This is a genomic window from Peiella sedimenti (assembly GCF_030504955.1).
Taxonomy (GTDB): domain Bacteria; phylum Pseudomonadota; class Alphaproteobacteria; order Caulobacterales; family Caulobacteraceae; genus Brevundimonas; species Brevundimonas sedimenti.
The window spans coordinates 321,962-345,118 of the sequence record NZ_JAUKTR010000003.1; the positions used below are offsets into that span (position 1 = coordinate 321,962).

At 69.9% G+C, this 23,157-nt stretch carries 27 protein-coding genes and 1 other RNA gene; 23 read left to right on the forward strand and 5 right to left on the reverse strand.

Translation table 11 applies throughout. From position 1 onward, the window contains the following. Positions 1-7: 7 nt before the first annotated feature. From ssrS to Q0812_RS08980, 3 genes are all read left to right on the forward strand, one after another. Positions 8-168: non-coding RNA, 6S RNA (ssrS, locus tag Q0812_RS08970), on the forward strand. Between the two features lie 11 nt (positions 169-179). Then, positions 180-773: a 5-formyltetrahydrofolate cyclo-ligase gene (locus tag Q0812_RS08975; RefSeq protein WP_302109986.1), complete on the forward strand. Its 594-nt coding sequence runs from the start codon at positions 180-182 to the stop codon at positions 771-773. Then, on the forward strand, positions 770-1,594 hold the full coding sequence (locus Q0812_RS08980) for a TIGR00282 family metallophosphoesterase (protein WP_302109987.1): 825 nt from the start codon (positions 770-772) through the stop codon (positions 1,592-1,594). Before Q0812_RS08975 ends, Q0812_RS08980 begins: the two co-directional genes overlap by 4 nt. Positions 1,595-1,599: 5 nt before the next feature. Here the strand turns inward: Q0812_RS08980 and Q0812_RS08985 are convergent, their stop codons facing one another. The 3 genes from Q0812_RS08985 to Q0812_RS08995 all read right to left on the reverse strand — a co-directional run bounded on the left by Q0812_RS08985 (position 1,600) and on the right by Q0812_RS08995 (position 4,079). Beyond that, the gene (locus Q0812_RS08985) at positions 1,600-2,331 is read right to left on the reverse strand and encodes an ankyrin repeat domain-containing protein (protein WP_302109988.1); all 732 of its coding nucleotides are present in this window, start codon (positions 2,329-2,331) and stop codon (positions 1,600-1,602) included. 2 nt (positions 2,332-2,333) lie between these two features. Next, complete coding sequence (locus tag Q0812_RS08990) at positions 2,334-3,827, reverse strand: amidohydrolase family protein (RefSeq protein WP_302109989.1); 1,494 nt, start codon at positions 3,825-3,827, stop codon at positions 2,334-2,336. A gap of 69 nt (positions 3,828-3,896) precedes the next feature. Next, a complete protein-coding gene (locus Q0812_RS08995) occupies positions 3,897-4,079 on the reverse strand; it encodes a hypothetical protein (RefSeq protein WP_302109990.1) in 183 nt (60 codons plus the stop codon). Between the two features lie 128 nt (positions 4,080-4,207). On the opposite strand from Q0812_RS08995, the gene Q0812_RS09000 reads away from it, so the two are divergent. Genes Q0812_RS09000 through Q0812_RS09015 form a run of 4 tightly spaced genes read left to right on the forward strand, consistent with a single transcriptional unit; the run spans position 4,208 to position 7,139 of the window. Next, positions 4,208-4,981, forward strand: coding sequence for a YebC/PmpR family DNA-binding transcriptional regulator (locus tag Q0812_RS09000; protein WP_302109991.1), 774 nt, complete (start codon positions 4,208-4,210; stop codon positions 4,979-4,981). A gap of 7 nt (positions 4,982-4,988) precedes the next feature. Continuing rightward, positions 4,989-5,561, forward strand: a complete 573-nt coding sequence (locus Q0812_RS09005) for a manganese efflux pump MntP (RefSeq protein WP_302109992.1) — start codon at positions 4,989-4,991, stop codon at positions 5,559-5,561. Then, a complete protein-coding gene (locus Q0812_RS09010) occupies positions 5,558-6,433 on the forward strand; it encodes a DUF817 domain-containing protein (RefSeq protein ID WP_302109993.1) in 876 nt (291 codons plus the stop codon). Before Q0812_RS09005 ends, Q0812_RS09010 begins: the two co-directional genes overlap by 4 nt. Positions 6,434-6,467: 34 nt before the next feature. Next, the gene (locus Q0812_RS09015) at positions 6,468-7,139 is read left to right on the forward strand and encodes an MgtC/SapB family protein (RefSeq protein ID WP_302109994.1); all 672 of its coding nucleotides are present in this window, start codon (positions 6,468-6,470) and stop codon (positions 7,137-7,139) included. 3 nt (positions 7,140-7,142) lie between these two features. Here Q0812_RS09015 and greA read toward each other — a convergent pair whose 3' ends face one another. Then, the gene (gene greA / locus Q0812_RS09020) at positions 7,143-7,619 is read right to left on the reverse strand and encodes a transcription elongation factor GreA (protein ID WP_302109995.1); all 477 of its coding nucleotides are present in this window, start codon (positions 7,617-7,619) and stop codon (positions 7,143-7,145) included. Positions 7,620-7,727: 108 nt separating this feature from the next. On the opposite strand from greA, the gene ruvC reads away from it, so the two are divergent. The 4 genes from ruvC to Q0812_RS09040 are packed head-to-tail and all read left to right on the forward strand — an operon-like array spanning position 7,728 to position 10,313. Next, positions 7,728-8,243 carry a crossover junction endodeoxyribonuclease RuvC gene (ruvC, locus tag Q0812_RS09025; RefSeq protein WP_302109996.1) on the forward strand — a complete coding sequence of 172 codons (516 nt, stop codon included), beginning with the start codon at positions 7,728-7,730 and terminating at the stop codon, positions 8,241-8,243. Continuing rightward, positions 8,240-8,854, forward strand: a complete 615-nt coding sequence (gene ruvA, locus Q0812_RS09030; RefSeq protein WP_302109997.1) for a Holliday junction branch migration protein RuvA — start codon at positions 8,240-8,242, stop codon at positions 8,852-8,854. The genes ruvC and ruvA overlap by 4 nt, the downstream gene beginning before the upstream one ends. Then, the gene (gene ruvB, locus Q0812_RS09035; RefSeq protein WP_302109998.1) at positions 8,851-9,879 is read left to right on the forward strand and encodes a Holliday junction branch migration DNA helicase RuvB; all 1,029 of its coding nucleotides are present in this window, start codon (positions 8,851-8,853) and stop codon (positions 9,877-9,879) included. The genes ruvA and ruvB overlap by 4 nt, the downstream gene beginning before the upstream one ends. Beyond that, positions 9,876-10,313 carry a GNAT family N-acetyltransferase gene (locus tag Q0812_RS09040; protein ID WP_302109999.1) on the forward strand — a complete coding sequence of 146 codons (438 nt, stop codon included), beginning with the start codon at positions 9,876-9,878 and terminating at the stop codon, positions 10,311-10,313. Before ruvB ends, Q0812_RS09040 begins: the two co-directional genes overlap by 4 nt. A 9-nt stretch (positions 10,314-10,322) precedes the next feature. Here Q0812_RS09040 and Q0812_RS09045 read toward each other — a convergent pair whose 3' ends face one another. After that, positions 10,323-11,864 carry a serine hydrolase domain-containing protein gene (locus tag Q0812_RS09045; RefSeq protein ID WP_302110000.1) on the reverse strand — a complete coding sequence of 514 codons (1,542 nt, stop codon included), beginning with the start codon at positions 11,862-11,864 and terminating at the stop codon, positions 10,323-10,325. 108 nt (positions 11,865-11,972) lie between these two features. On the opposite strand from Q0812_RS09045, the gene Q0812_RS09050 reads away from it, so the two are divergent. The 12 genes from Q0812_RS09050 to folP all read left to right on the forward strand — a co-directional run bounded on the left by Q0812_RS09050 (position 11,973) and on the right by folP (position 23,155). Next, positions 11,973-12,362: a hypothetical protein gene (locus tag Q0812_RS09050; protein ID WP_302110001.1), complete on the forward strand. Its 390-nt coding sequence runs from the start codon at positions 11,973-11,975 to the stop codon at positions 12,360-12,362. Beyond that, the gene (gene ybgC, locus Q0812_RS09055) at positions 12,359-12,811 is read left to right on the forward strand and encodes a tol-pal system-associated acyl-CoA thioesterase (protein ID WP_302110002.1); all 453 of its coding nucleotides are present in this window, start codon (positions 12,359-12,361) and stop codon (positions 12,809-12,811) included. The genes Q0812_RS09050 and ybgC overlap by 4 nt, the downstream gene beginning before the upstream one ends. Before the next feature lie 89 nt (positions 12,812-12,900). Continuing rightward, on the forward strand, positions 12,901-13,599 hold the full coding sequence (gene tolQ / locus Q0812_RS09060; protein WP_302110003.1) for a protein TolQ: 699 nt from the start codon (positions 12,901-12,903) through the stop codon (positions 13,597-13,599). A gap of 1 nt (position 13,600) precedes the next feature. After that, complete coding sequence (locus Q0812_RS09065) at positions 13,601-14,104, forward strand: ExbD/TolR family protein (protein ID WP_302110004.1); 504 nt, start codon at positions 13,601-13,603, stop codon at positions 14,102-14,104. Positions 14,105-14,113: 9 nt separating this feature from the next. Beyond that, on the forward strand, positions 14,114-14,905 hold the full coding sequence (locus tag Q0812_RS09070) for a hypothetical protein (RefSeq protein ID WP_302110005.1): 792 nt from the start codon (positions 14,114-14,116) through the stop codon (positions 14,903-14,905). Positions 14,906-15,008: 103 nt separating this feature from the next. Then, a complete protein-coding gene (gene tolB, locus Q0812_RS09075) occupies positions 15,009-16,352 on the forward strand; it encodes a Tol-Pal system beta propeller repeat protein TolB (protein WP_302110006.1) in 1,344 nt (447 codons plus the stop codon). Positions 16,353-16,495: 143 nt separating this feature from the next. Continuing rightward, a complete protein-coding gene (gene pal / locus Q0812_RS09080; protein WP_302110007.1) occupies positions 16,496-17,053 on the forward strand; it encodes a peptidoglycan-associated lipoprotein Pal in 558 nt (185 codons plus the stop codon). A gap of 61 nt (positions 17,054-17,114) precedes the next feature. Then, entirely contained in the window at positions 17,115-17,981 is an 867-nt protein-coding gene (locus Q0812_RS09085) for a tetratricopeptide repeat protein (RefSeq protein WP_302110008.1), read from the forward strand. A gap of 68 nt (positions 17,982-18,049) precedes the next feature. After that, the gene (gene tilS / locus Q0812_RS09090; RefSeq protein WP_302110009.1) at positions 18,050-19,219 is read left to right on the forward strand and encodes a tRNA lysidine(34) synthetase TilS; all 1,170 of its coding nucleotides are present in this window, start codon (positions 18,050-18,052) and stop codon (positions 19,217-19,219) included. Continuing rightward, positions 19,188-21,200 (forward strand): ATP-dependent zinc metalloprotease FtsH, encoded by a 2,013-nt coding sequence (ftsH, locus tag Q0812_RS09095; RefSeq protein WP_302110010.1) that lies wholly within the window; start codon positions 19,188-19,190, stop codon positions 21,198-21,200. Before tilS ends, ftsH begins: the two co-directional genes overlap by 32 nt. A gap of 21 nt (positions 21,201-21,221) precedes the next feature. After that, positions 21,222-22,337: a serine hydrolase domain-containing protein gene (locus tag Q0812_RS09100; protein WP_302110011.1), complete on the forward strand. Its 1,116-nt coding sequence runs from the start codon at positions 21,222-21,224 to the stop codon at positions 22,335-22,337. After that, positions 22,337-23,155, forward strand: a complete 819-nt coding sequence (folP, locus tag Q0812_RS09105; protein WP_302110012.1) for a dihydropteroate synthase — start codon at positions 22,337-22,339, stop codon at positions 23,153-23,155. The genes Q0812_RS09100 and folP overlap by 1 nt, the downstream gene beginning before the upstream one ends. The last annotated feature ends 2 nt before the right edge of the window (positions 23,156-23,157 follow it).

Consider the following 23,157-nt stretch of genomic DNA (forward strand, 5'->3'; position numbering starts at 1 on the left):
CGACGGCGGGCTGCTGCGGCTCTCGTGAAGGTCATCTATCCCGGGGACCTTAATCGCCTCAATCGGGAGCTGTCCCTGCTCTGGCCCGAGGGCCTAGGCACACGGCGCCCACCTGGTCATCCAGGTCCGAGGGGATTGAAACGGCCCCACGGTCCTCGCGGCGCCCGCCAACCTCCGATATGAAGCGGCCTGTGACGAACAAGGCCGAACTCCGCGCCGAGATGCGCCGCGTCCGAAAGGCGCTGAAGGCCGCACGGCCGGACGCGGCCGAACGGGCGGCGGGTCATGCGGGCGAACTGATCGCCGGACTGGGCGAGGGCGGGGTCGTCGCCGTCTATCACGCCATCGGGTCGGAACTGTCCTGCGAACCGCTGGTGCGGGCCCTGAGCAAGGCCGGCGTGGCGCTGGCCGCGCCCCGGGCCGATGCGGTGGGGGAGGCGATGGCGTTCCTGCGCTGGGCTGAGGGCGAGCCGCTGGAGCCGGACCAGGCCGGGTGCCCTGCGCCGCTCGATCTGGCCGAGGCGGTGGTTCCAGACCTGATCGTGACGCCGCTATTGGGCTTCGATGGGCGGGGCTTCAGGCTGGGTCAGGGGGGCGGCTATTACGACCGGACCTTCGCGGCCCTGCGGGCCGAGGGTCGCCCCTTTCGCGCCATAGGGCTGGCCTATGCGGGCCAGCGGGTCGAGCGGCTGGAGGCCGAGGGCCACGACGAGCGGCTGGACGCGGTGCTGACCGAGGACGGTCTGATCCGGTTTGATCGGGAAGCAGAATGAGACTGGCCTTTTTTGGAGATGTGGTCGGCAAGTCGGGCCGTGACGGGATCAGCGACCATTTGCCGGGTCTGAGGCGGGATCTGAAGCTCGATTTCGTGGTCGTGAACGCCGAGAACGCCGCCGGCGGCTTCGGCATCACCGAGAACACGGCGCGCGAGCTGTTCGACGCGGGCGCCGACTGCCTGACCCTGGGCAACCACGCCTGGGACCAGCGCGAGGCCCTGACCTATATCGTGCGCGAGCCGCGCCTTATCCGCCCGGCCAACTTCCCGGCCCTGATGGACGCGCCGGGGCTGGGCTCGAACGTCTTCATCCTGGATGACGGCCGGCGCGTGCTGGTGATCAACGTGCTGGGGCGGGTGCACATGGACCCCATGGACGACCCCTTCTCGGCGGTGGAGCGCGAACTGTCCCAGGCGCCGCTGGGCGTGGTGGCCGACGCGGTGATCGTGGACATGCACGCGGAGGTGACGAGCGAGAAGATGGCCATGGGCCACTTCTGCGACGGCCGGGCCTCGCTGGTGGTGGGGACCCATACTCATGTGCCGACGGCGGACGCCCAGGTGCTGCCGGGCGGGACGGCCTATCAGACCGACGCGGGCGGGTGCTGCGACTACGACTCGGTGATCGGCAACGACAAGGAAGAGCCGCTGAGGCGGTTCACCACTCGCCTGTCTGGCGGCCGATATGCGCCGGCCTCAGGCCCCGCGACGGTGTGCGGGGTCTATGTGGAGACGGATGACCGCACGGGCCTGGCGACACGGGTCGAGCCGATCCGGGTCGGCGGGCGGCTCAGCCAGGCCATTCCTGACGCCGGTTGAACCCGCTAATCGGCTTTGTCGAAACCGGCTGGCTTTCCGCACAGATGCAGCGCCATGCCGCTAGTTCCCGCGCCATGATCACCCCGCCAGTCGGCGGTCGGGTTGATGCGATGCTCGCCGAAGCACAGGAGCTTGAGGATATGAGCGGGCCTCAGATGCCAACTGGCCCAGCTTAAGGGGGAATCTCCGGCCGCGTCCCGGGCTGTGCGATCTGCGCCCGCCTCCAGGAGCCGCTCGATCGTCTCGGCATCCGCGAAGGCGGCGGCCCGATGCAGGGGCGTTTCGCCCCGGGTGCGGACGTCGCGCATGAAGGCGCCGGTCTCCGCATCCCGCAGGGTCCGAGCCTGGACCTGCGCGCCGGCCGCCAGCAGCACGGCGACCACGCGGGACTGGTGGGGCGGATTGACCCGGCTCAAGGCGGCGTGGAGGGCCGTCTCTCCGGTGGTTGGATCCACCCAGTCTGGATCTGCTCCCTGTTCGATGAGGAACTCGCACAGCCGCCAGTGCCCATGAAAGGCCGCGCCCATCAGATCGAGGTTCTCGCCGAGGGAGCTCAACGGCGCGCCCGTGGCAAGCAGGGCGCGGATGGCGGAAACATCGCCATAATAGGCGCACCAGCGGATCAGGGGCACGCCGTCGTCCGCTCGTTCCTCGGGGGGAAGCCCTTCGGCAAGCATCTCCAGAACGAGGTCGGTGCGACCGTTTCTTACGCGCTCAAGCCGCGGGTCGGTGGTCAAGCTCACCCCCTCGCCACGTAGCCGTAGCGGCGGTTGGACGGCTGAGCGCCGCCCGCCAAATATTCCGAGCGCAGCGCGGTGAAGCGGTCGTCGCCCAGCACCGCCGTCTGGGCCGGGATGTCGACGCCGTAGAGCCGCGCGTTGTTGCCGCCGAAGATGGCGCTCTTGACCGGTCCGTCGGCGGCGCCCAGCGGCGCGAAGCCGTGGGCCGTTTGCATGTCCTCGGGGATTTCGAGACGGCGCAGGCCCTCGATCTGCCACTGGGGCGAGCCGGTCCAGACGGCGTCGGAGCCCCAGCACACCTTGTCGGCGCCCAGGCCCCTGATGAGGGTCCCCATGATGGCGGCGCAGATGCGCGGCTGGGCGATCAGGGTCTGGGCGAAGATCTGACCCACGTCGGCATAGACGTTGGCGACGCCGTGCTGGGCGGGGATTTCGGCCAGGTCCGTGACCCACTCGATGCGGCCGGTGCGCTCGAACTCCTCAAGCGCCCAGTTCGGGTCATCCAGGCGATAGCCCGCGTGGTAGATGTTGAAGTTCAGCTGGGGCCAGTCCTTGGCCGCCTGGGCCACATCGCCCACGGCGGCGTGAGGCGTCATGTGCGGCAGCCGCTGGGCCGAGCCCCGGCCCCACAGGCCCTTGTGCACGCAGACGGTGGTGACGCCGGCGGCCAGGATCTTCTCATAGCCGCGATAGGCCTCGTCGGAGTCCATGCGCCAGGGATGGCGCGCCGTTCCGGGGCTCAGCGCGTCGCCGACCGTATAGCCCTTCACCGAATCCGGCCGCAGGGCGAGCGCGGCGTCCAGATCGTCGAGCCATCCGGGCGCGCCGGGGGTCATGATGGCGTGGCTCATCAGCCGGGTCGTGCCGGCCTGTTCGTTCACGCGGGCGCGGGCGTCGGCCATCTGCTGGTTGGTCAGGAACCAGTCGCCGGGATTGTCCGAGGGGGCCGACGAGATCAGGGCGATCTTGGTGTCGGAATCGAGGAAGATCTCCTTGAAGAAGTTGTCGAACTTCAGGTCTTCCAGAGACTGGGCGCCGACCGAGGCGTTGAGCTGCGGGTTCCAGCCCGCCTGGATCACGGCGTTCCTGAGATTGACGAAGTTCTGCAGCCGCGTGTCGTCGCGCAGGAAGTGGGTGTGCATGTCCATGATGAACTGGCCACGCAGGGCGCCCGCGCGTTCATCGGCCATCTCGGGTGTGGCGGCCTCGGCCACGGACGCGTCGAAAATCGGCCCGAACGTCCCGTTGAGCGCCGCGAACCCCGCCGCCATGCCCGCCGAGGTCTGGAAGAAGCGGCGGCGCGACATGCCCAGCTTCGGGGCGATCTCATCGGCCAGGGCGTAGAGGCGGGCCTGGGTTTCGGCCTGCTTCCGGGTCTGGGGGACCGGGTGGTACTCTTCGCTGGAGACCATGCGCACCGGCAGCGGCGTGCGCGGCTCGCTGCGTTCGGCGGGCGTCAGTTTGGCGATGTCCTCGTCGGTAAGCCAGCGCATCTGAGCCTCCACTGCCTAGAGTGAAACAGTCTGGCTCAACCCGGCCGCCGACGCCAAGCGCCGGAATTGCTAATCGTCCCAGACTTCGTCGACCAGGGCGGCGACCCCGAGGCCCAGAACGATGCCGATGCTCAGGGCGCCGACCAGGCTGAGGACCCCTGTCCAGGGTTTGACGTGCCAGGTGCGCGGCTCGCCCCAGTGAACCAGCTCGCCTTCGGGTGTTTCGTCTTCGATGACGACTTCGTCGTTCATGGCCTGCTCCCGCGAACTCGCTAGCGGAACACCAATCAGAACGCCTTGTTCCGCCGGATGACAAGGCCGGGCCGGTCGGTTAAAGCGGCGCCTCGCTCGACAATCGAACCTGCGGAACGACGACGCCCATGGCCGGCCACTCAAAGTTCAAGAACATCATGCACAAGAAGGGCCGCCAGGACGCGGCCCGCTCCAAGCTGTTCTCGCGCCTGTCGCGTGAGATCACCGTGGCGGCCAAGCAGGGCCTGCCCGATCCGGCCATGAACCCGCGCCTGCGCCTGGCGGTGAACAACGCCAAGGCCGAGTCGATGCCGAAGGAGAACATCGACCGCGCCATCAAGAAGGCTTCGGGCGGCGAAGTCGATGCCATGGAGGAGATCCGCTACGAGGGCCGGGGCCCCGGCGGGGTTCAGGTCATCGTCGAGGTGCTGACCGACAATCGGAACAGGGCCGCTTCGGCCGTGCGGGCGGCCTTCGCCAAGAACGGCGGCGCCCTGGGCGAGACGGGCAGCGTCACCTTCATGTGGGACCGGGTCGGCAAGATCCATTATCCGGCCGAGGCGGGCAGCGAGGACGCGGTCATGGAAGCCGCCATCGAGGCCGGCGCCCAGGACGTGGAAAGCGACCTGACCAAGCCCGACATCTACGAAGACGCGCCGGGCCACACCATCTGGACCGCCTTCGAAGATCTGAACGACGTGGCCGAGGCCATGTCCAAGGTGCTGGGCGATCCCAAGTCCACCGCCATCGTCTGGAAGCCCCAGTCGGAGGTTCAACTGTCGGGCGACCAGGTTGGGACGCTGTTCAAGCTGCTGGACGCTCTGGAGTCCGAGGACGACGTGCAGCAGGTCTATTCCAACGAGGACGTCTCGGACGAGGACGCCGAAAAGTACGCGGGCTGATCGGGGCGTGACCGCCGTTCTGATCCTGGCGGTCGCCCTGGCCATGGACGCCTTCGCGGTGGCCCTGGGACGCGGGGCGGCGCGTGCCGCCGAGCATATCGGCAGGCGGGTTCAGGACGCCCTGCTGGCGGCCGGCGCCTTCGGGCTGGCGCAAGGGGTGATGGCCTGGCTGGGCTGGCGCCTCGGCGTCGGCGTGGGAGGCTGGATCGCCGCGGTGGATCACTGGATCGCCTTCGGGCTGCTGGCCGTGATCGGCGGGCGGATGCTGTGGGGCGCTCTGCGGCCCGGCGACGATGAGGCCGAGGAGATCGGCACCGGCATGATCGGCCTGATCGGAGCGGCGATGGCCACCAGCATCGATGCGGCGGCGGCGGGCGTGGCGATACCCGCCTTCAGCGTGTCCGGACTGATCGTGTGCGGCGTCATCGCACTGACGGCCTTTGTGCTTTCGGGCATCGGCGGGCTGATGGGCGCGGCCGCAGGGGCCAGGTTCGGAGCCCGCGCCGAGGCGCTGGGCGGCCTCTTACTGATCGGCATCGGGACCAACATCCTGGTGCAGCACCTGGAAAGCTCAACATGACGCCCGCTCACCAGCCCCGCCTGCCGCTCGAACGGTGGGGCCGCGACCTTCTGGAACGCCTTCAAGCCCGCGCCGACCGGACGCAACTGGGCCGCTGGGCCTTCGAGTTCCTGATGTTCGGCCTGAAGCAGGGCTGGGCCTGCCTGTTCGGCGCCTTGATGCTCCTCCTGTTGCTGGGCACCGCCTTCTTCTATCCGGAGGAGGCCTGGCTGGCGCGCTACGACTTCCTCGTGATCGCGGCGATCTTGATCCAGGCGGGGATGCTGGCGTTCCGGCTGGAGAGCTGGGACGAGGCCAAGGTGATCCTGGCCTTCCATGTGGCGGGCACGGTCATGGAGCTGTTCAAGACGGCCCACGGCTCGTGGATCTATCCAGAGGACAGCTACCTGCGGATCGGCGCGGTGCCGCTGTTCTCGGGCTTCATGTACGCGGCGGTGGGCAGCTACATCGCGCGCATCTGGCGCATCTTCGACATCCGCTTCACCCATTATCCGCCGCTGTGGTGGACGTGGCTGCTGGCCGCGGCGATCTACGTCAATTTCTTCGCCCACCACTGGCTGCCGGACATCAGGCTCCTGCTGTTCGCGGCCACGGCCCTGGTGTTCGGGCGGACACGGTTCTGGTTCATGCCGGACCGCACGCAGCGCTGGATGCCGGTGCTGCTGGGCTTTTTCCTTGTGGCGCTGTTTATCTGGGCGGCCGAGAACATCGGCACCTTCGCCCGGGCCTGGGCCTATCCGGGGCAGGAGGACGGCTGGGAGCCGGTGTCCCTGGCCAAGCTGGGCTCGTGGTTCCTGCTGATGATCATCAGCGTGGTGCTTGTGTCGCTGGTCAGAAAACCGGAACCTTTCGATCCGGAAGGGCGTAACTAATCCGCCCTCGAGAGGAGACGCCTTGGACCACGATATGCTGCTCGCCATCGCCGGTTCGATCATCGCCGGCGGAGCCATTGGCCTGGAGCGGGAGTATAGGGGGCGGCCCGCGGGCTTCCGAACCCACATCATGGTGTGCCTGGCGGCGTGCTTGCTGATGCTGGCGGCCGCGAGGCAGGGGCAGTGGATTTTCACACCCTTCCCGGAAGGCAACGTCGTGGCGGACCCCACCCGCATGGCCCATGGGGTGCTGACGGGCATAGGCTTCCTCTGCGCAGGCGTGATCTTCCGCGAAGGTTTCTCCATTCACGGGCTGACGACGGCCGCTTCCGTGTGGACCACCTCGGCCATCGGCCTGCTGTTCGGAGCGGGGCTGTACGGGCTCGCGATTTTCGGCACGGTGTCGGTGATTGTGGTCTTGGTGCTGCTGCGCATCATCGAGGGCTACCTGGCGGCCCACACCATGATCGACGTGACGGTCTGGGCCGAACCGGACACCGCCCCCGACCGGGCCGATCTCGAAGCGATCATGGGGAGCTGTGGCCTGAAGGTGGCGCGGCTGGACTACGCCCTGACCACCAAGGGGATGGTGCGCCGCCGGCTTGCGCTGCGGGCGCGTCAGACTTTCGACATTGAATCCTTGGCCGGGGCTTTGCGGCGCGAAACGCGTCTCACGGCCTTCGAAATCTCGCCACGAGACGTGTGAACCTCAGGTCGCCTCCAGGACCTCGACTTCCTGGCCGTTGATGACGGCGGCATCTCCCGCGCGCTTGCCGAGCAGAGCCCGCGCCAACGGCGAGACATGGCTGACCGAGCCGTTCGCCGGATCGGCCTCGTCCTCGCCGAGGATGCGCCAGGTCTGCACCCGGCCGTCTTCGCGTTCGATGGTGACGGCGCCGCCGAAGCGGACCCGGCCGTCGGCCTCCGTCTCGGTCAGAAGGGCCGAAGCGCGCCGGGCCGACCAGTAGCGCAGGTCGCGCGTGGCGCGGGCCATGGCGGTGCGGTCCTGATCCACGCCGCCCGTCGCCCGGGCCGCCGTATAGGCCGCCTTGGCCGATGCGAGTTCGCGCTCGATGGCCGCGAGGCCCTCGGCTGTGACCAGATTGGGATGGGGCGAGATGGGCCGGTCCGGCAGGTCCGCCGCCGTGGCCTCAAGATCTTCCTCGCGGGTGAAGGCGACGCTCATGCAGGTTCAGCGTAGCGGCGGCCGGCCGGTTCCGTCACCCCCCGGAGAAAGCGCAAGCCGCAGCCGGTCATTGTTCGTCAACCTCGTTTGGGGCATGACTGCGAACGAATGACGAACACCGCGATTCCTCCTGTCCGCATACTGGGCCTCGATCCGGGGCTGCGCCGCACCGGCTGGGGCGTGCTGGCGGCCGAGGGCTCGCGCCTGAGCTGGATCGCCCACGGGATCATCGCTCCGCCCGAGAAGGCCCCCTTCGCCGAGCGGCTGCGGGCGCTGTTCGAGGCGGTGTCCGAGGTGGCCGAGGCTCACGCCTGCCACGAGGCTGCCATCGAGGAGGTGTTCGTGAACATGAACGGCGCCTCGACGCTCAAGCTGGGCCACGCCCGGGCGGTGGTCATGCTGGCGCCGGCGCGCGCCGGCCTGCCGGTGGCGGAGTATTCTCCCAACCTGGTCAAGAAGACGGTGACCGGAGGCGGCCATGCGGACAAGGCGCAGGTGGCCTTCATGATCCGCCGGCTGATGCCCCAGGCCGGACATGTGACGGCGGACGCCGCCGACGCCCTGGCCGTGGCGGTGGCCCACGCCCAACTGAGGCGCGCGCGCGCCCTTGGGAGCGCGGCGTGATCGGGCGGCTGCGTGGTGTGCTGGCCGAGGTGGGCGAGGCCGAGTGCCTGATCGACGCCGGCGGCGTCGGCTACGTCGTGGCCTGTGGCGCGCGCACCCTGTCGCGATTGCCGGCGCTGGGCGACGAGGCCCTTTTGCATGTGGAGACCCAATGGTCCCAGGAGCAGGGTCCGCGGCTCTACGGCTTTCTCACCAAGGATGAACGCAAGGCCTTTACCGCCCTGCTTGCCATTCAGGGCGTGGGGCCAAAGGCGGCCCTCAGCGTGCTCGACGTGCTGCCGCCGGGAGAGCTGACCGCGGCCGTGGCGCGCGAGGACAAGGCGGCGGTGGCCCGCGCGAATGGGGTTGGTCCCAAGCTGGCCCAGCGCATCGTGGTGGAGCTGAAGGGCAAGGCCCTGGGCGACGCGAGCTTCGCACCGGCCGGCGCGGTAGCCGCCGCCCCCGCCGCGCCTCAGCCTTCGACAGCGGGTGAGGCGGTCTCGGCCCTTCTGGGCCTGGGCGTGGCCGAACCCAATGCGCGCAGGGCGGTCGATCAGGCCCTGATCCGCCTGGGCGAGGAGGCGGACGTCTCGGCGGTGATCCGTGCGGCCCTGCAGGAGCTGGGGCGGTGACCGACGATCGTCTCGTTTCCGGCGCCGCGCCCGACCCCCAGGACCGGGCCTTGAGGCCCCAGACCCTGGCCGAGTTCGTGGGCCAAGCTCAAGCGAAGGCCAATCTGAAGGTCTTTATCGACGCCGCGCGCGAGCGGGCCGAGGCGCTGGATCACGTGCTGCTGTTCGGCCCCCCGGGCCTGGGCAAGACGACGCTCGCCCAGATCATCGCGCGCGAGCTGGGCGTGAACTTCCGCGCCACGTCCGGCCCGATCCTGGCCAAGGCGGGCGACCTGGCGGCGATCCTGACCAATCTCGAGCCCCGCGATGTCCTGTTCATCGACGAGATCCACCGGCTGAATCCGGCGGTGGAGGAGATCCTCTATCCGGCCATGGAGGACCATGTGCTGGACCTGATGATAGGCGAGGGTCCGGCGGCGCGCTCGGTGCGGATCGACCTGGCGCCTTTCACCCTGGTCGGCGCCACGACGCGGGCGGGCCTGTTGGCCACCCCCTTGCGGGACCGGTTCGGCATTCCGATCCGGCTGGAGTTCTATTCGCCGGAAGAGCTGTCGGGCGTGCTGAACCACGCGGCGAGGCGCATGGGGGCGGAGCTGACGGCCGACGGCGCCACCGAGATCGCGGCGCGGTCCCGGGGCACGCCGCGCGTGGCGGGGCGGCTGCTGAGGCGGGTCCGTGACTTCGCCATGGCCGATGGGGCCAAGGCGATCGACCGGCTGACGGCGGCCAAGGCCTTGGCGCGGCTGGAGGTGGACGAGCAGGGGCTGGACGCCTTGGACCGCAAGTTCCTGAAGGCCCTGATCGAGAACTACGGCGGCGGGCCGGTGGGCATGGACACCCTCGCCGCGGCCATCGCCGAGGCTCGCGACGCGGTGGAGGACGTCATCGAGCCCTACCTGCTGCAGCAGGGCTTCATCCAGCGCACCCCCCGCGGCCGAGTGGCCTGCGCCCGGGCCTATGCCCACCTGGGGCTGGCCGAGCCGTCCAGGACACCGGGGGCCAGCGACCTGTTCGGCGGCAAATGAGGCTGCGTCGGCCGACGGTCGGCGACCTGCCGACACTGAACCGCATCCTGAAAGAAAGCCGCGCCTATCAGGGCCAGTACGCGCCCATGCTGGTGGGCTATGCGATCAGCGCCGACCAGCTGGCGCGGGATCACTTTGAGTTGGCCGAGGACGACAAGGGCGTGATTGGCTTCTTCAGCCTGACCCCGGGCGAGCCCGTGGAGCTGGACCTGATGTTCGTGGCCGACGCGCGCCAGGGCCAAGGCTTCGGCGGTCAGCTCTTCCAGGCGGCGGTGGGGGCGGCGAGGGGAATGGGCGGGGTCCGCATGCTGATCGTCTCCAACCCGCCCGCGGAGAGTTTTTACCTGAGGCAGGGCGCGAGGCGGGTCGGCGAGGCTCCGCCGGGGGGCCGGGTGACCTGGGCCCGGCCCATCCTGCACCTGGACCTGAACTGAGGCGGGCCCTCAGCTCCCCGGCGTGTTCGGCGTGAAGCGCAGTGTGATGGCCTGAAGCGTGACGGGCGTAGTCGGGGCCAGGTTCACGCGGCCGTTGATCACGCCGCGCTCGCAGCTCCAGGTGAACAGGCCTGTCATGCGTCCGGCGGGCCGCACGGCTGAGCCGAGATCGCACGCGCCCGCCTGATCCCTGAGACCCGACAGCATCGTCCGCCAGTTCTCCGCCGAGCGGTCCAGCAGAACGTTCATGGCCAGCCGGTCTTCGACCGCCAGAATGTCGCCGGCGCGCCAGACGGCCTGGGCGTCGGCGTAAGCCGCAGCCAGCATCTCTGTGGGCGGCTCGTCGCGCACGGGCGCCAGGCCTGAGCGCACCAGCGTCAGGGCGGCCTCGGTCAGGGGCTGAACCGGGGCGTTGTAGGTGCGGCTGGAGAAGGCGAAGAGGCCGAGGTCCCGGTCGGGGACGACCAGCATGTACGAGCCGTAGCCGGGATAACCCCCGCTGTGGGCCAGATAGGCGCCCAGCTCGCAGTCCTGGATGGCGAAGAGGCCCATGCCGTAGGCGCTGCTGCCCGGGCACGGCGTGCCGTCGGGCCGCTGGCGCGAGCGGGGCGAGGCGAAGTTCAGCCCCTGGGCCATCTCGCGCACGGTCGAGCGGCGCACCGGTCCGGTCTCGGGCCCGTCGCGGGGCGGCCAGGCCGACAGCAGGAAGGCGATCCAGCGGGCATAGTCGTTGGCCGAGGTCTGGACCCCGCCCATGGCCCCGAAGGTTCCGTGGATCAGGTCGGGCTCCCGCTGATGGGCGTCGTTCTCCCAGCGGTAGCCGATGGCGCGGCGGGCGTTGTCGGACTCGAAGATGTCGTAGCCGCTGGACGCCATGCCGAGGGAGTGCATGATCTCGGCCTCGATATAGTCCTTGTACGGACGGCCGGAGACGTTGGTGATGATGCGCCCCAGCAGGGCGTAGCCCAGGTTGGAGTATTCGTATCGCGTCCCCGGCACATGGGCGAAGGGCACGCCCTGGCGGAGCAGGGCGGTGAGCTCGGCCTCGCTCATGACCTGCTGGCGGTCGCCCCAAGGATTGTCCTCCACGAAGCCGGCGGTGTGGTTCAGCAGGTCGCGTACGCGGATCTTCGGCGAATCCGCCGTGGGATAGGCCAGGCCCCGCAGCTCAGGCACGTAGTCCTCGGCGGGGGCGTCGAGTGAGAGGCGGCCCTCGTCGCGCAGCTTCAGGACGGCGAGCGCCGTGAAGGCCTTGGACATGGAGGCGATACGGAACAGGCTATCGGCGTCCACCGGGCGGCGGGCGTCGAAGTCGCGCACCCCATAGACGCCCACGTGGACCAGCCGCCCCTGGTGAACGACCCCCCAGACCACGCCCGGCGCGTGGGCCTGCTCGGCCCACTGGGCGAAGCTTTGATCCAGACCGGCGAGGACGCTGTCCCACTCGGCCGCAGGCGCGGCCGTGGTGGCTGGCTGAGCCTGGGCCAGGATCGGCGCGCCGGAGGTCAGGGCCGCGGTCAGAACCGCCGCGAGGATGAGCTTGCGCGCCATAGAGATCTCCCTCTGAACCGTCAGCTTAGGGTCAAGGCCGGGGGCGGCCAAGGACCCCGGCTTGCGGAAGGCTTCACGCGAGGGGTCTTCGCGGGCATCCTGCCTTCCATGGGGGAGACTCGGCCAAGGCTGGCGGCGTGGACCCAGCCGTCGAGGCTGGCCAGCCTGGCCGTGCTGATCGCCGTCGTGGTGGCGATCTGGGCGGGCGTATCCATCTGGCGCGGCCAGAGAATCCACATGCACATGGGCGATGAAGATCGTCTGTCGCACCAGATCGAGGAGCGTCTCGGCCCGCGCGCCGAGGTGCGGCTGCTCGAGAGGGGGCAGGGTGGCGTGCTGTGCGGCTATGTGGCCCATCGGGGCGCGCGCGATGATCAGGCCTTCATCTCCCAGCCCAACCGGCTGCTGCTGGAGAGGGACCCCTTGCCCCAGGAGTTCGAACGTCTGCGGCGGGCCTATTGCCCCGGCCTCATCCGGCCGCTACCGCCGGTCGCGTGAGCACCGCAGATCAACCCACCGCCGGGCGTTTCGAGGGGCGCGAGCACCTGCTGCCAATCCGCGTCTATTATGAGGACACGGACTTCACCGGCCTTGTCTACCACGCCAACTATGTTCGCTATTTCGAGCGGGGGCGGTCAGACTTCCTGCGCCTTACCACCGCGGGTCACGCCGAGCTTCTGGATCGCGAAGACCCACTGGCCTTTGTCGTCGTGACCATGAACCTGAGCTTCCGGAAGCCTGCGCGGATCGACGACGCGCTGGTGGTCCGCACGGCCTATGAGCGCATAGCGGGGCCGCGCCTTTACATCCGCCAGCAGGTGGAGCGCGAGGGCGATGTTCTCTGCGCCGCCGAGGTCCAGGCCGCCTGCATTGACCTGAAGGGGCGGCCCAGAAAGCCGCCGGCGACCTTGTTCGCCACCCTCAAACCGTGGTTGAAGCCCGACTGACCGGGCGCCCAAACCGCCATAAAGCCGACACGGGTGCGCGGCTTCCTTCTTGCATGGGGATGGCCGACATCCCGCTGGAGAATTAGCGCATGCCCGAGGGCGCCAATCCCGAGGCCTTGAACCTCATCAACCTGTTCATCCAGGCCGACTGGGTCATTAAGGCCGTCATGATCGGCCTGGCCATCGCCTCGATCTGGTCGTGGGTGGTGATCTTCGACAAGGCCGCCCGGTTCGCCCGCTTCAAGAGCCAGGCGAGGTCCTTCGAGGCCGCGGTGGCGTCGGGCCGTCCGCTGGAGGACATCGCCGCCCAGGCAGGCCCCGACCCGGCCCACCCCCTGCCACGCATGCTGGTCATCGCCCTGCGCGAATGGCGCGACGCGCGAAACGCCGGGCCGCTGACGGACAGCCAGGCCGGCATGCTGGTCAGCCGCATCGACCGCAGCCTGGACGCCGTCATCGCGCGCGAGGGCGCCCATGCCGAGGAAGGTCTGGGCGTGCTGGCGGTGGTGGCGACCTCCTCGCCCTTCATCGGCCTGTTCGGGACCGTGTGGGGCATCCTTCACGCCTTTGACGCCATCGCGGCCCAGGGCAACACCAACCTGACCACGGTGGCGCCCGCCATCGCCGAGGCCCTGTTCGCCACGGCCATCGGCCTGGCCGCGGCCATCCCCGCCTACATCGCCTACAACAAGTTCTCCATCGACGCGGGCAAGTTCACCGACCGGCTGGGCGCCTTCGCAGACGAACTGCAGGCCGCCATCGCGCGCCGCCTGGGCGAGCGCCGCTGACATGGCGCTGACGGCGGGATCAGGCCGGGGCGGAGCCGGACGCGGGCGCAGGCGCGGCCGCCGCGCGGCCCTGTCCGAGATCAACGTCACGCCCCTGGTGGATGTGATGCTGGTGCTGCTCATCATCTTCATGGTGGCCGCGCCGCTGCTGACGGTGGGGGTGCCGGTGGAGCTGCCCAAGACCGACGCAGGCGCCGTGGCCGACGCTGAGGAGCCGCTCACGGTGTCGATCCGCCGCGACGGCTCCATCTTCGTGCAGGAAGACCCGGCCACCCTGGATCAGCTGACGCCGCGTCTTCTGGCCATGTCGGGCGGCGAGGCGGGCGAGCGGCCCGTGTTCGTGCGCGCCGACGGCCAGGCGTCCTACGAAACCGTGGCCCAGGTGATGGCGCGCCTGTCGACCCAGGGCTTCACCAAGCTGAACCTGATCACGGACACCGCGCCGCAGAGCCAGGCTGCACCGGCCCCGGCCCCGGCCGAGGCCGCCGCCCCGGCGGAGGGCTGAGCCCCACCCATGCCGCGCGAACCGCGCCAGAGCAGACTGCCCGCGATCCTCGGATCGGTGCTGGTGCATGCCCTGGTGATCGGCGCCTTCTTCATCGCCCTGCCCAAGCGGCCGTCCACCCTTGTGCAGGGGGCCGTGCCGGTGACCATTGTCTCCAGCGTCACCCAGCTGGCGGCGCCCGCCGACAATCCCCAACCCGAGGCCGAGGTCGCGCCCGAGGCTGAGCTGACCGAGACGCCCGAGCCTGAACCCACGCCCGCACCGCCCACGCCGTCCCAGACTCGCCCGACGCCGCCGCAACCCCGCCCCACGCCGCCGCAACCGAACCCGGCCCAGAAGGGTCCGCAGCGGCCGCAGACTCCCCCGCGCCCCAATCCATCGCCGCCGCGCGATCAGCCGTCGCTGGACCTGGACGCCATCGCCTCCGGCCCCTCACGGCCCGGGCCGCGCCGCCCGCAGCGCCCACCGGTGGGGGATCAGGGCCAGGGCCGCGCTCCGGTGGCGACGGGACCACAGCTGGCCGACCTGGCGGGTCAGGTGCCTCCTAACTGGCTGCTCAACTGTGACCTGGCCGGCATCGAAGACCTGACCATCCGCGTGCGCGTGGGCTTGGCGGACAACGGCCGCATCACCTCCGGCCCGACGGTGCTGAACCGGCGCAGCGATCCGGTCTGGCGGGCCGCTGCTGAGTCCGCTGAACGCGCCATCCGCGCCACCGCGCCCTTCACCGTGCCGGACGACTTCGCCGCCCAGGAGATCACCTTCCGCTTCGAGCTGCGTGACGTCTGCCGCGGCCGTTGAAACATGCCGTGAAGTCGCCCCATTCGCGGGGCCTCATGCACTGCGACGCTTGCTTCGGAAGGCCGCCTTGGTTGTCATGGCGTCCTTCCAGCCGGAGTATTCGATGCGCCTGAGCACCCTGATCGCCGTCCTGATGTCCGCGCTGCTGGCGGGCCTGGCCCTGCCGGGCGCCGCGCGCGCCCAGAGCGAAGTGGTGGTCAACCAGGGCGTCGTGGCCCCCACGCCCATCGCCATCGCGCCCTTCGCCGGGCCGGATGGGGCAGGGATTTCGCAGGTCATCACGGCCAACCTTGAGCGGTCCGGTTTCTTCGCCCCCATTGATCCGGCGGCCTTCATCGAGACCAATCCCGGCGTCGATGTGCAGCCCCAGTTCGAATCCTGGCGCCGCATCCGCGCCCAGGCGCTGGTGGTCGGCGAAAGCAGCATCGACGCCCAGGGGCGCATGCGGGTGAACTTCCGCCTGTGGGACGTGGTGACCGAGCAGCAGCTGCTGGGGTTCCAGTTCACCGCCACCCCCGAGAACTGGCGCCGCATCGCCCACAAGATTTCCGACGCCGTCTATCAGCGCCTGACCGGCGAGCTGGGCTATTTCGACACCCGCGTGGTGTTCGTGGCCGAGCAGGGTCGGGGTCAGGGTCGCGCCACCCGTCTGGCGGTCATGGACCAGGACGGCTTCAACCCCGTCTATCTGACCCAGGCCGAGGGCATTGTGATGACGCCGCGCTTTTCGGGCGCCGGTCAGGAAGTGACCTACATGGTGCTGGGCGAGGACAGCACCCGCATCTACGTCCACAACCTGGAGACCGGCCGCCGAGAGAGCCTGGGCTCCTTCGACGGCCAGGTGTTCGCGCCGCGCTTCTCGCCGGACGGCCGCCGCGTCGCCTTCTCCATCGAGCGGGGCGGCAACACCGACATCTTTGTGATGAACCTGCAGACGCGAGGCATCTCGCGCCTGACCAGCGATCCGGGCATCGACACCTCGCCCAGTTTCTCGCCGGACGGGCGCCAGATCGTCTTCAACTCGGACCGCGCCGGTCGTCCGCGGCTCTACATCATGAACACAGACGGCTCGGGTCAGCGTCCCGTCTCGACGGGATCGGGCAACTATCACACCCCGGTCTGGAGCCCGTGCGGCGACCTGATCGCCTTCACCAAGCAGGCGGGCGGACGCTTCCACATCGGCGTCATGGCGCCGGATGGCTCGGGCGAGCGCATCCTGTCGTCCAGCTTCTTCCAGGAAGGCCCGACCTGGGCGCCCAACGGCCGCTACATCATGTTCTTCCGCCAGCCGGGCGGCGGCTCGCCGCGCCTTTGGACGGTGGATGTGACCGGCCGCATCGAGCGTCCGGCGCCTTACAACCTGCCCGCCTCTGACCCGGCGTGGTCGCCGCTGCTGGATCCGCCGGCCGGCGACTTCGGCGGCTCGGGCCGCTGCCAGGCCCGATGAGCGGAGGGGGAACACAAAGCCGCCTTTTGCTCTTCACCTTGACGTTATCCGGCTGGCGTATTCGGCCGTAGCCAGTACCACCAACAGCCAAGCTTCAGCCCTGGGGATCGGACGGTCCCCGTCCTGACGAAGGAGAGGACCGAATGAGTTACGCCGTCACCCTGCGCAACGGAGCCGTGGTTCTGGCCGTCGCCCTGACCGCCGCCGCCTGCGCCCGTCGCCCTGTCACCGACAGGCCCCCGCCCCCGCCCACCGAGCAGCCGCGGACCACTCCGGGCACGGGCGGCCAGCCCGTGCCGCCGGTGACGCAGCAGCCCACCGGAACCATCCAGCCCGGCAGCACTCAGGACTTCGTCGTCAATGTGGGCGACCGCGTCTATTTCGACTTCGACAGCTATGCGATCCGCGCCGAAGCCGAGCCGCGGCTCGAGGGCCAGGCCGCCTGGCTGCGCCGCTATCCGGAGGTGCGCGTGCGCATCGAGGGCAACGCCGACGAGCGCGGCACCCGCGAATACAACCTGGCCCTGGGCGCACGTCGCGCTGAATCCGTGCGCAGCTTCCTGGTGGCGCGCGGCATCGCGCCGTCGCGCATCGACACCATCTCCTACGGCAAGGAGCGTCCCATCGCCGACGGCTCGAACGAGGAGGCCTGGGCGCGCAACCGCAACGCCCACACGGCCATCACCTCGGGCGCGCGATAAGTGTAGAGTAACGGGAGCCGTCGCCCCGGCGGCTCCCGCCTTCTTTTCGGGTCAGGCTGCCATGCTCAACCGACTGTCCAAGCTGAAGTCCGTGCAGTGGGGCACGCTGGCCGCCACCGTGACCGGGGTTCTGTTCATCGGCGCCACCGTGGTGGCCCAGACCGAGCAGCTGCAGCCGATCGAGTGGGACAAACGCCGCCTCGATCGCCTGGACCGCAACGTGCGCCGCCTCGAGCGGGCCCTGTTCCAGCGCAACGCCGCCGGCGAGCCGCTGATTCTGGAGCCGGATCCCGAGGTCATCGCCCTGCAAGGGCGGGTCGAGCTGATGGACCGCCGCATCGGCGACCTGGAAGGCGCTCTGCGCCGCGTCAACGGCTCGGTAGACGACCTGACGACCGAACTGGTCCAGACCCGGCGTCAGTCCGTGGAGCGTCAGCGTGACATCGACGCCCTGCGCACCCGCACGGCCGAGCTGGAGAGCGAACTGACGGCCCTCAAGGAGGCCAACGCCGAGCCGCCAGCCCCGACCTCGCCCACCGGCGAGCCGGGCGCCGACTTCACCGCCGCCATGCAGGCCCTGCGCGCCCAGGACTGGGCGACGGCCGTGGCGGCCTTCGACACCTTCATCGCCGTTTGGCCCGACGCCGACCAGATTCCGGAGGCCCATTTCCGCCTCGGCCAGGCCCGGGCCGGGCAGGGCGATCAGGCGGGCGCGGCCCAGGCCTATGCCGCCGCGCTGCGCGGCTGGCCGCGCACGTCCTGGGCGCCGGAGGCGACGGTGAACCTGGCGACCGCGCTTCACGCCGGCGGCCGCACCCAGCAGGCCTGCGCCGCCATCGGCGAATTCGAACGCCGCTACGCCCAGGCGCCCCAGGCCCTGCGCCAGAGGGTGGCGGCGCTGAAGACGCGCGCCGCCTGCGCCGCCTGAACGCCTTTCCCAGGGTCTCCGCGATCCTTGACCGGCGGCTGAGCCGGAATGACGCCGCGCCCCTGGCCGTGGCGGTCTCGGGCGGGTCGGACTCCACCGCCTTGCTGCTGTTGGCGGCCGAGTGGGCGAGGGCGGCCGGACGGCGCCTCCTTGTCCTCACCGTCGATCACGGGCTCCATTCGGACAGCGGCCAATGGACGGCGGCGGCCAGCGCGCTGGCGGAGCGGGTCGGCGCGGATTTTCAGACCCTGGCCTGGACCGGGACCAAGCCGACCACCGGCCTGCCGGCCGCCGCGCGACGGGCGCGACACGCCTTGCTGGCTCAGGCGGCGCGAGACGCGGGCGCGCGGGTCGTTCTGATGGGCCATACCGCCGACGACCGGGCGGAGGCCGCCGCCATGCGCGCATCGGGGGCGTCGGTGGGCGATCCGCTCGAATGGGGACCGTCGCCAGTCTGGCCCGAAGGTCGCGAAGTCATGCTGCTGCGGCCCTTAATGGATGCGCGCCGGGCCGAGCTTCAGGCCTGGCTGGCCGGGCAGGGCGCGACCTGGATCGAGGATCCCGCCAACGTTGATCCGCGCTGGCTGCGCGCCCGCGTGCGGGCCGGGGGAGCGGGCTCGCCTGCGGCCGCTGAGGAAGGCGGACCCGCGCCGCTCTACACCGTTCAGACCGTCGGCGGCGGCTTCATTCTGAGACGGACTGACGCCGCCGCCTCGTCCCGGCTGCTGAGGGCGGCGATCCTGTGCGCCTCTGGACGGGAGGCGCCGCCCCGCCGCGAGCGGATCGAGGCGCTTCAGGCGCGGCTGGCGTCAGGAGACGGTGCCTGGACCCTGGCCGGCGCCCGCATCGCGACCGTCCGAGACCAGGTCCTTGTCGCCCGCGAGCCGGGCCGGACGGGCCTTTCCAGCGTGGCCGTGGCCCCAGGGCCGGAGGTCATCTGGGACGGCCGTTTCGCCTTCGTGGCCGACCACCCCGGACGCCTGGTCCCTGCGGCGGGCTTGCGCGCCCGGCTCAGCGCCGCCGACCGGGCCGAGCTTGCCAAGTTGCCGCCCGCCATGCGCGGCGCAGTTCCAGTCCTTCTTCGGGACGGGCAGACTGCTCCGGTTCTTGCACAGGCTGCGGGACGGCTCCGGCCCCTCGTCCTGCGGCGCCTTGCGGCGGCGCTGGGCTGGATCGGAACCGAGGGGGATGCGGCGTCATGGGCCGATGGCGCGGACGGCCCGCAACCCCTATCTTGAACGCGAACGGGCCGGCGCGGCCCAGACGATCCGAGGACGAGCTTTGAAAATCCTGCGCAGCCTTGCCATCTGGCTCCTGATCATCATGGCCCTTGTGGCGCTGTACGGCGTCATGGGCCCCGGCTTCGCGGGCAAGAGCGGCGCCGCGGCTGAACGTCCGGGACAGATCAGCGAAATCAGCTATTCCCAACTGATGCAGCGGGTTGAGGCCGGCCAGGTCAAGTCCGTGCAGATCAAGGGCGACACCCTGCAGGGCGTGGCCGCCGATGACAGCCGTTTCCGCGCCACGACCCCCTATCCCAATGAGGGCCTGATCGAGGCCCTGCAGGCGGCCGGCGTTCAGGTTCAGCTGCAGACCACGCGCCAGTCGCTGTGGGTCAGCCTGCTGCTGGGCGTGCTGCCCCTGCTGCTGGTCTTCGGCCTGTTCTTCTGGATGATGAACCGCGTCCAGGGCGGCGCGCGCGGGGCCATGGGCTTCGGCAAGTCCAAGGCCAAGCTGCTGACCGAACACAAGGGCCGCAAGACCTTTGACGATGTGGCGGGCGTCGACGAGGCCAAGGACGAACTGGCCGAGATCGTCGAGTTCCTGAAGGACCCGCAGAAGTTCCAGCGCCTGGGCGGCAAGATCCCCAAGGGCGCTCTGCTGGTGGGCCCTCCCGGCACCGGTAAGACCCTGCTGGCCCGCGCCATTGCGGGCGAGGCGGGCGTGCCCTTCTTCACCATCTCCGGCTCGGACTTCGTCGAGATGTTCGTGGGCGTCGGCGCCAGCCGCGTGCGCGACATGTTCGAACAGGCCAAGAAGAACGCGCCCTGCATCGTCTTTATCGACGAGATCGACGCGGTCGGTCGCCATCGCGGCGCGGGCCTGGGCGGCGGCAACGACGAGCGCGAGCAGACCCTCAACCAGCTGCTGGTCGAGATGGACGGCTTCGAGTCCAACGAAGGCATCATCCTGATCGCCGCCACCAACCGCCCCGACGTGCTGGACCCGGCCCTGCTGCGTCCCGGCCGCTTCGACCGCCAGGTGGTGGTGCCCAACCCCGACGTGTCGGGCCGTGAGAAGATTCTGCGCGTGCACATGAAGAACGTGCCCCTGGCCGCCGACGTCAACGTTAAGGTCATCGCCCGCGGCACGCCTGGCTTCTCGGGCGCCGACCTGGCCAATCTGGTCAACGAGGCGGCCCTGCTGGCCGCCCGCAAGAACCGCAAGATGGTCACCCACCGCGACTTCGAAGAGGCCAAGGACAAGGTGCTCATGGGCGCCGAGCGGCGCTCCATGGCCATGAACGACGAGGAAAAGAAGCTGACCGCCTATCATGAGGGCGGCCACGCCCTGGTGGCGCTGACGGTGCCCTCCACCGATCCGGTCCACAAGGCCACCATCGTGCCTCGCGGCCGGGCCCTGGGCATGGTCATGCAGCTGCCCGAGGGCGACCGCTACTCCATGAAGTACCAGCAGATGGTCAGCCGCCTGGCCATCATGATGGCGGGCCGCGTCGCCGAGGAGATCGTCTTCGGCAAGGACAACATCACCTCGGGCGCCAGCTCGGACATCAAGGCCGCCACGGACCTGGCCCGCGCAATGGTCACCCGCTGGGGTTTCTCGGACAAGCTGGGCTATGTGGCCTATGGCGACAATCAGGACGAGGTGTTCCTGGGCCACTCGGTGGCGCGCACCCAGAACGTCTCCGAAGAGACGGCGCGCATCATCGACGCCGAGGTCAAGCGCTTGGTGGGCGAGGGCCACGACGAGGCTCGCCGCATCCTGACCGAGCGCCGCGACGACCTTGAAACCCTGGCCAAGGCGCTTCTGGAGTACGAAACCCTGTCGGGCGACGAAATCCGCGACCTGCTGGAAAAGGGCCTGCCGCCGAACCGCGACGTGACCGACGCGCCCTCCAGCGGGCCGTCCGTGGCCGTGCCGATCACGCCCAAGGAAGCGCCTGACTTCGGCCCGGGCCTGGCGGGCGCGACGGCCTGATCCAGGCTTTGGGGAGGGGGCATGGATAGACGCGCGGTGCTGGCGGCGGGCCTTGGGCTCGCCGTCCTTCCAACCAGCGGGGCGTGGGCGCAGGCGGGCGGCGCGCTGCCCGGCGCGGCCCAGCTTGAGCAGGCGCTCTCGGCTTCGGGCCGCGGGGCGGCGGTCTGGATCGCCGGGGCAGGCGTGGCCGAGCCGTATGGCGCTGCCGCAGGGCTGGCGGATGTGCAGGCTGGACGGCCCATGACCGTCGATACGCCGCTGCGTATCGCCTCGAACGCCAAGATCTTTACGGCCGCCACCGTCCTGCGCCTTTGGGAGCAGGGGCGGATCGACCTCGATGCGCCCATCGGGCCGCTGATCAGCCCGGACCTGGGCGCCTTGTTGCGCGCTGACGGCTACGACACGTCGGCCATCACGGTCAGGCATCTGCTCAGCCACTCAGGCGGCCTCTACGACCACGGCTCGGACCCGCGTTTCATCCAGGCCGTGCTGGCCGATCCCCAGCATCACTGGACCCGCGCCGAGCTTCTGGGTCTGATGGTGGAATACGCCGATCCGCCCACGCCGCCCGGCGTGCGCTGGCGCTACTCGGACGGTGGCTACATCCTCCTGGGCGATATCATCGAGCGGATCACCGGCCTCAATCTCGGCCAGGCCGTGCGGCGCGAGCTGCGTTTCGACCGTCTGGGTCTCGACGGTTCGTGGTGGGAAGTGATGGAGGGCCAGCCCGCGACGGCCCAGGATCGTGCGCCCCAGGCGCTGGGCTCCATCGATGCGCGCGATATCCACGCCTCCATGGATCTGTACGGCGGCGGCGGCCTGGTCATGTCAGCAAAGGACTTGGCCACCTTCTTCGCCGCCCTATGGGAGGGGCGAGTCTTTGACCGCCCCGAGACCCTGCAGGAGATGCTGTGGCAGGGCTCGCATGAGCGCGCGGACCATTATCGCCTGGGTGTCTTCGTCGCCGAGCGGGACGGCCGTCGGTGGTACTGGCATTCCGGCTTCTGGGGCACCTTCGTCGCCTACAGCCCCGATCTGCGCGTGGCCATGTCCGGCGTCACCGTGAACCAGGACGCCTTCATTCGGACCAAGACCCTCGTGGAACAGGCCCTGGGCGGGCCGCCCATGAACCCCTGATGGCAGGGCAGACCGGCAGCGGCGCGCGCGCCCGCGTCATGGGCATCGTCAACGTCACGCCCGACAGCTTTTCCGACGGGGGGCGGCTGGCCTCGGTCGAGGGCGCGGTCGATCATGCCCTGCGCCTGATCGAAGCCGGCGCCGACATTCTCGACATCGGCGGCGAGAGCACCCGCCCGGGCGCCGATCCCGTCAGCGAGGCCGAGGAGTTGGACCGCGTCCTGCCGGTGGTCGAGGGCGTGCGGGCGCGCTGGGACGGCCCCATCAGCATCGACACCATGAAGCCGGCGGTGGCCCGCGCCGCCGTGGCGGCGGGCGCGACGATCTGGAACGACGTGTTCGGCCTGCGCGCTGACGGCGCGACTGAGACGGCGGCGGCGCTCGGCTGCGAGGTGGTGCTGATGCACATGCAGGGGTCGCCGCGCACCATGCAGGCGAACCCCGCCTATGACGACGTGGTGGAAGAGGTCGCCGCCTGGCTGGCCGAACGCGCTGAGGCTGTGATCGGCGCAGGCGTGGCCCGCGAGCGGATCTGGCTCGATCCCGGCCTCGGCTTCGGCAAGACGGCTCACCACAATCTCCAGCTTCTGCGTGGCTTGCCTCGGCTGAAGGGCTTGGGCTTCCCGGTGCTGGTCGGCGCCAGCCGCAAACGGACTATCCAGGCCATCGACCCGATGGCGAGCGACCCGCTGGACCGACTGGGCGGCTCATTGGCCCTGCACCTGTTCGCGGCTTCCAGAGGCGCCGACGTGATCCGCTGCCACGACGTGCGCGAGACGGTTCAGGCCCTGAAGGTCTGGGCGGCGCTGGAAGGCTGACC

What these genes read in the sequence shown, in the direction of transcription:
- Q0812_RS08975 (WP_302109986.1), top strand. Translation starts at nt 180, where the DNA reads ATGAAGCGGCCTGTGACGAACAAGGCCGAACTCCGCGCCGAGATGCGC.
- Q0812_RS08980 (WP_302109987.1), top strand. Translation starts at nt 770, where the DNA reads ATGAGACTGGCCTTTTTTGGAGATGTGGTCGGCAAGTCGGGCCGTGAC.
- Q0812_RS08990 (WP_302109989.1), bottom strand. Translation starts at nt 3,827, where the DNA reads ATGCGCTGGCTTACCGACGAGGACATCGCCAAACTGACGCCCGCCGAA.
- Q0812_RS08995 (WP_302109990.1), bottom strand. Translation starts at nt 4,079, where the DNA reads ATGAACGACGAAGTCGTCATCGAAGACGAAACACCCGAAGGCGAGCTG.
- Q0812_RS09000 (WP_302109991.1), top strand. Translation starts at nt 4,208, where the DNA reads ATGGCCGGCCACTCAAAGTTCAAGAACATCATGCACAAGAAGGGCCGC.
- Q0812_RS09010 (WP_302109993.1), top strand. Translation starts at nt 5,558, where the DNA reads ATGACGCCCGCTCACCAGCCCCGCCTGCCGCTCGAACGGTGGGGCCGC.
- Q0812_RS09015 (WP_302109994.1), top strand. Translation starts at nt 6,468, where the DNA reads ATGCTGCTCGCCATCGCCGGTTCGATCATCGCCGGCGGAGCCATTGGC.
- greA (WP_302109995.1), bottom strand. Translation starts at nt 7,619, where the DNA reads ATGAGCGTCGCCTTCACCCGCGAGGAAGATCTTGAGGCCACGGCGGCG.
- ruvC (WP_302109996.1), top strand. Translation starts at nt 7,728, where the DNA reads ATGACGAACACCGCGATTCCTCCTGTCCGCATACTGGGCCTCGATCCG.
- Q0812_RS09040 (WP_302109999.1), top strand. Translation starts at nt 9,876, where the DNA reads ATGAGGCTGCGTCGGCCGACGGTCGGCGACCTGCCGACACTGAACCGC.
- Q0812_RS09045 (WP_302110000.1), bottom strand. Translation starts at nt 11,864, where the DNA reads ATGGCGCGCAAGCTCATCCTCGCGGCGGTTCTGACCGCGGCCCTGACC.
- Q0812_RS09050 (WP_302110001.1), top strand. Translation starts at nt 11,973, where the DNA reads ATGGGGGAGACTCGGCCAAGGCTGGCGGCGTGGACCCAGCCGTCGAGG.
- tolQ (WP_302110003.1), top strand. Translation starts at nt 12,901, where the DNA reads ATGCCCGAGGGCGCCAATCCCGAGGCCTTGAACCTCATCAACCTGTTC.
- Q0812_RS09065 (WP_302110004.1), top strand. Translation starts at nt 13,601, where the DNA reads ATGGCGCTGACGGCGGGATCAGGCCGGGGCGGAGCCGGACGCGGGCGC.
- Q0812_RS09070 (WP_302110005.1), top strand. Translation starts at nt 14,114, where the DNA reads ATGCCGCGCGAACCGCGCCAGAGCAGACTGCCCGCGATCCTCGGATCG.
- tolB (WP_302110006.1), top strand. Translation starts at nt 15,009, where the DNA reads ATGCGCCTGAGCACCCTGATCGCCGTCCTGATGTCCGCGCTGCTGGCG.
- pal (WP_302110007.1), top strand. Translation starts at nt 16,496, where the DNA reads ATGAGTTACGCCGTCACCCTGCGCAACGGAGCCGTGGTTCTGGCCGTC.
- Q0812_RS09085 (WP_302110008.1), top strand. Translation starts at nt 17,115, where the DNA reads ATGCTCAACCGACTGTCCAAGCTGAAGTCCGTGCAGTGGGGCACGCTG.
- ftsH (WP_302110010.1), top strand. Translation starts at nt 19,188, where the DNA reads ATGGCGCGGACGGCCCGCAACCCCTATCTTGAACGCGAACGGGCCGGC.
- Q0812_RS09100 (WP_302110011.1), top strand. Translation starts at nt 21,222, where the DNA reads ATGGATAGACGCGCGGTGCTGGCGGCGGGCCTTGGGCTCGCCGTCCTT.
- folP (WP_302110012.1), top strand. Translation starts at nt 22,337, where the DNA reads ATGGCAGGGCAGACCGGCAGCGGCGCGCGCGCCCGCGTCATGGGCATC.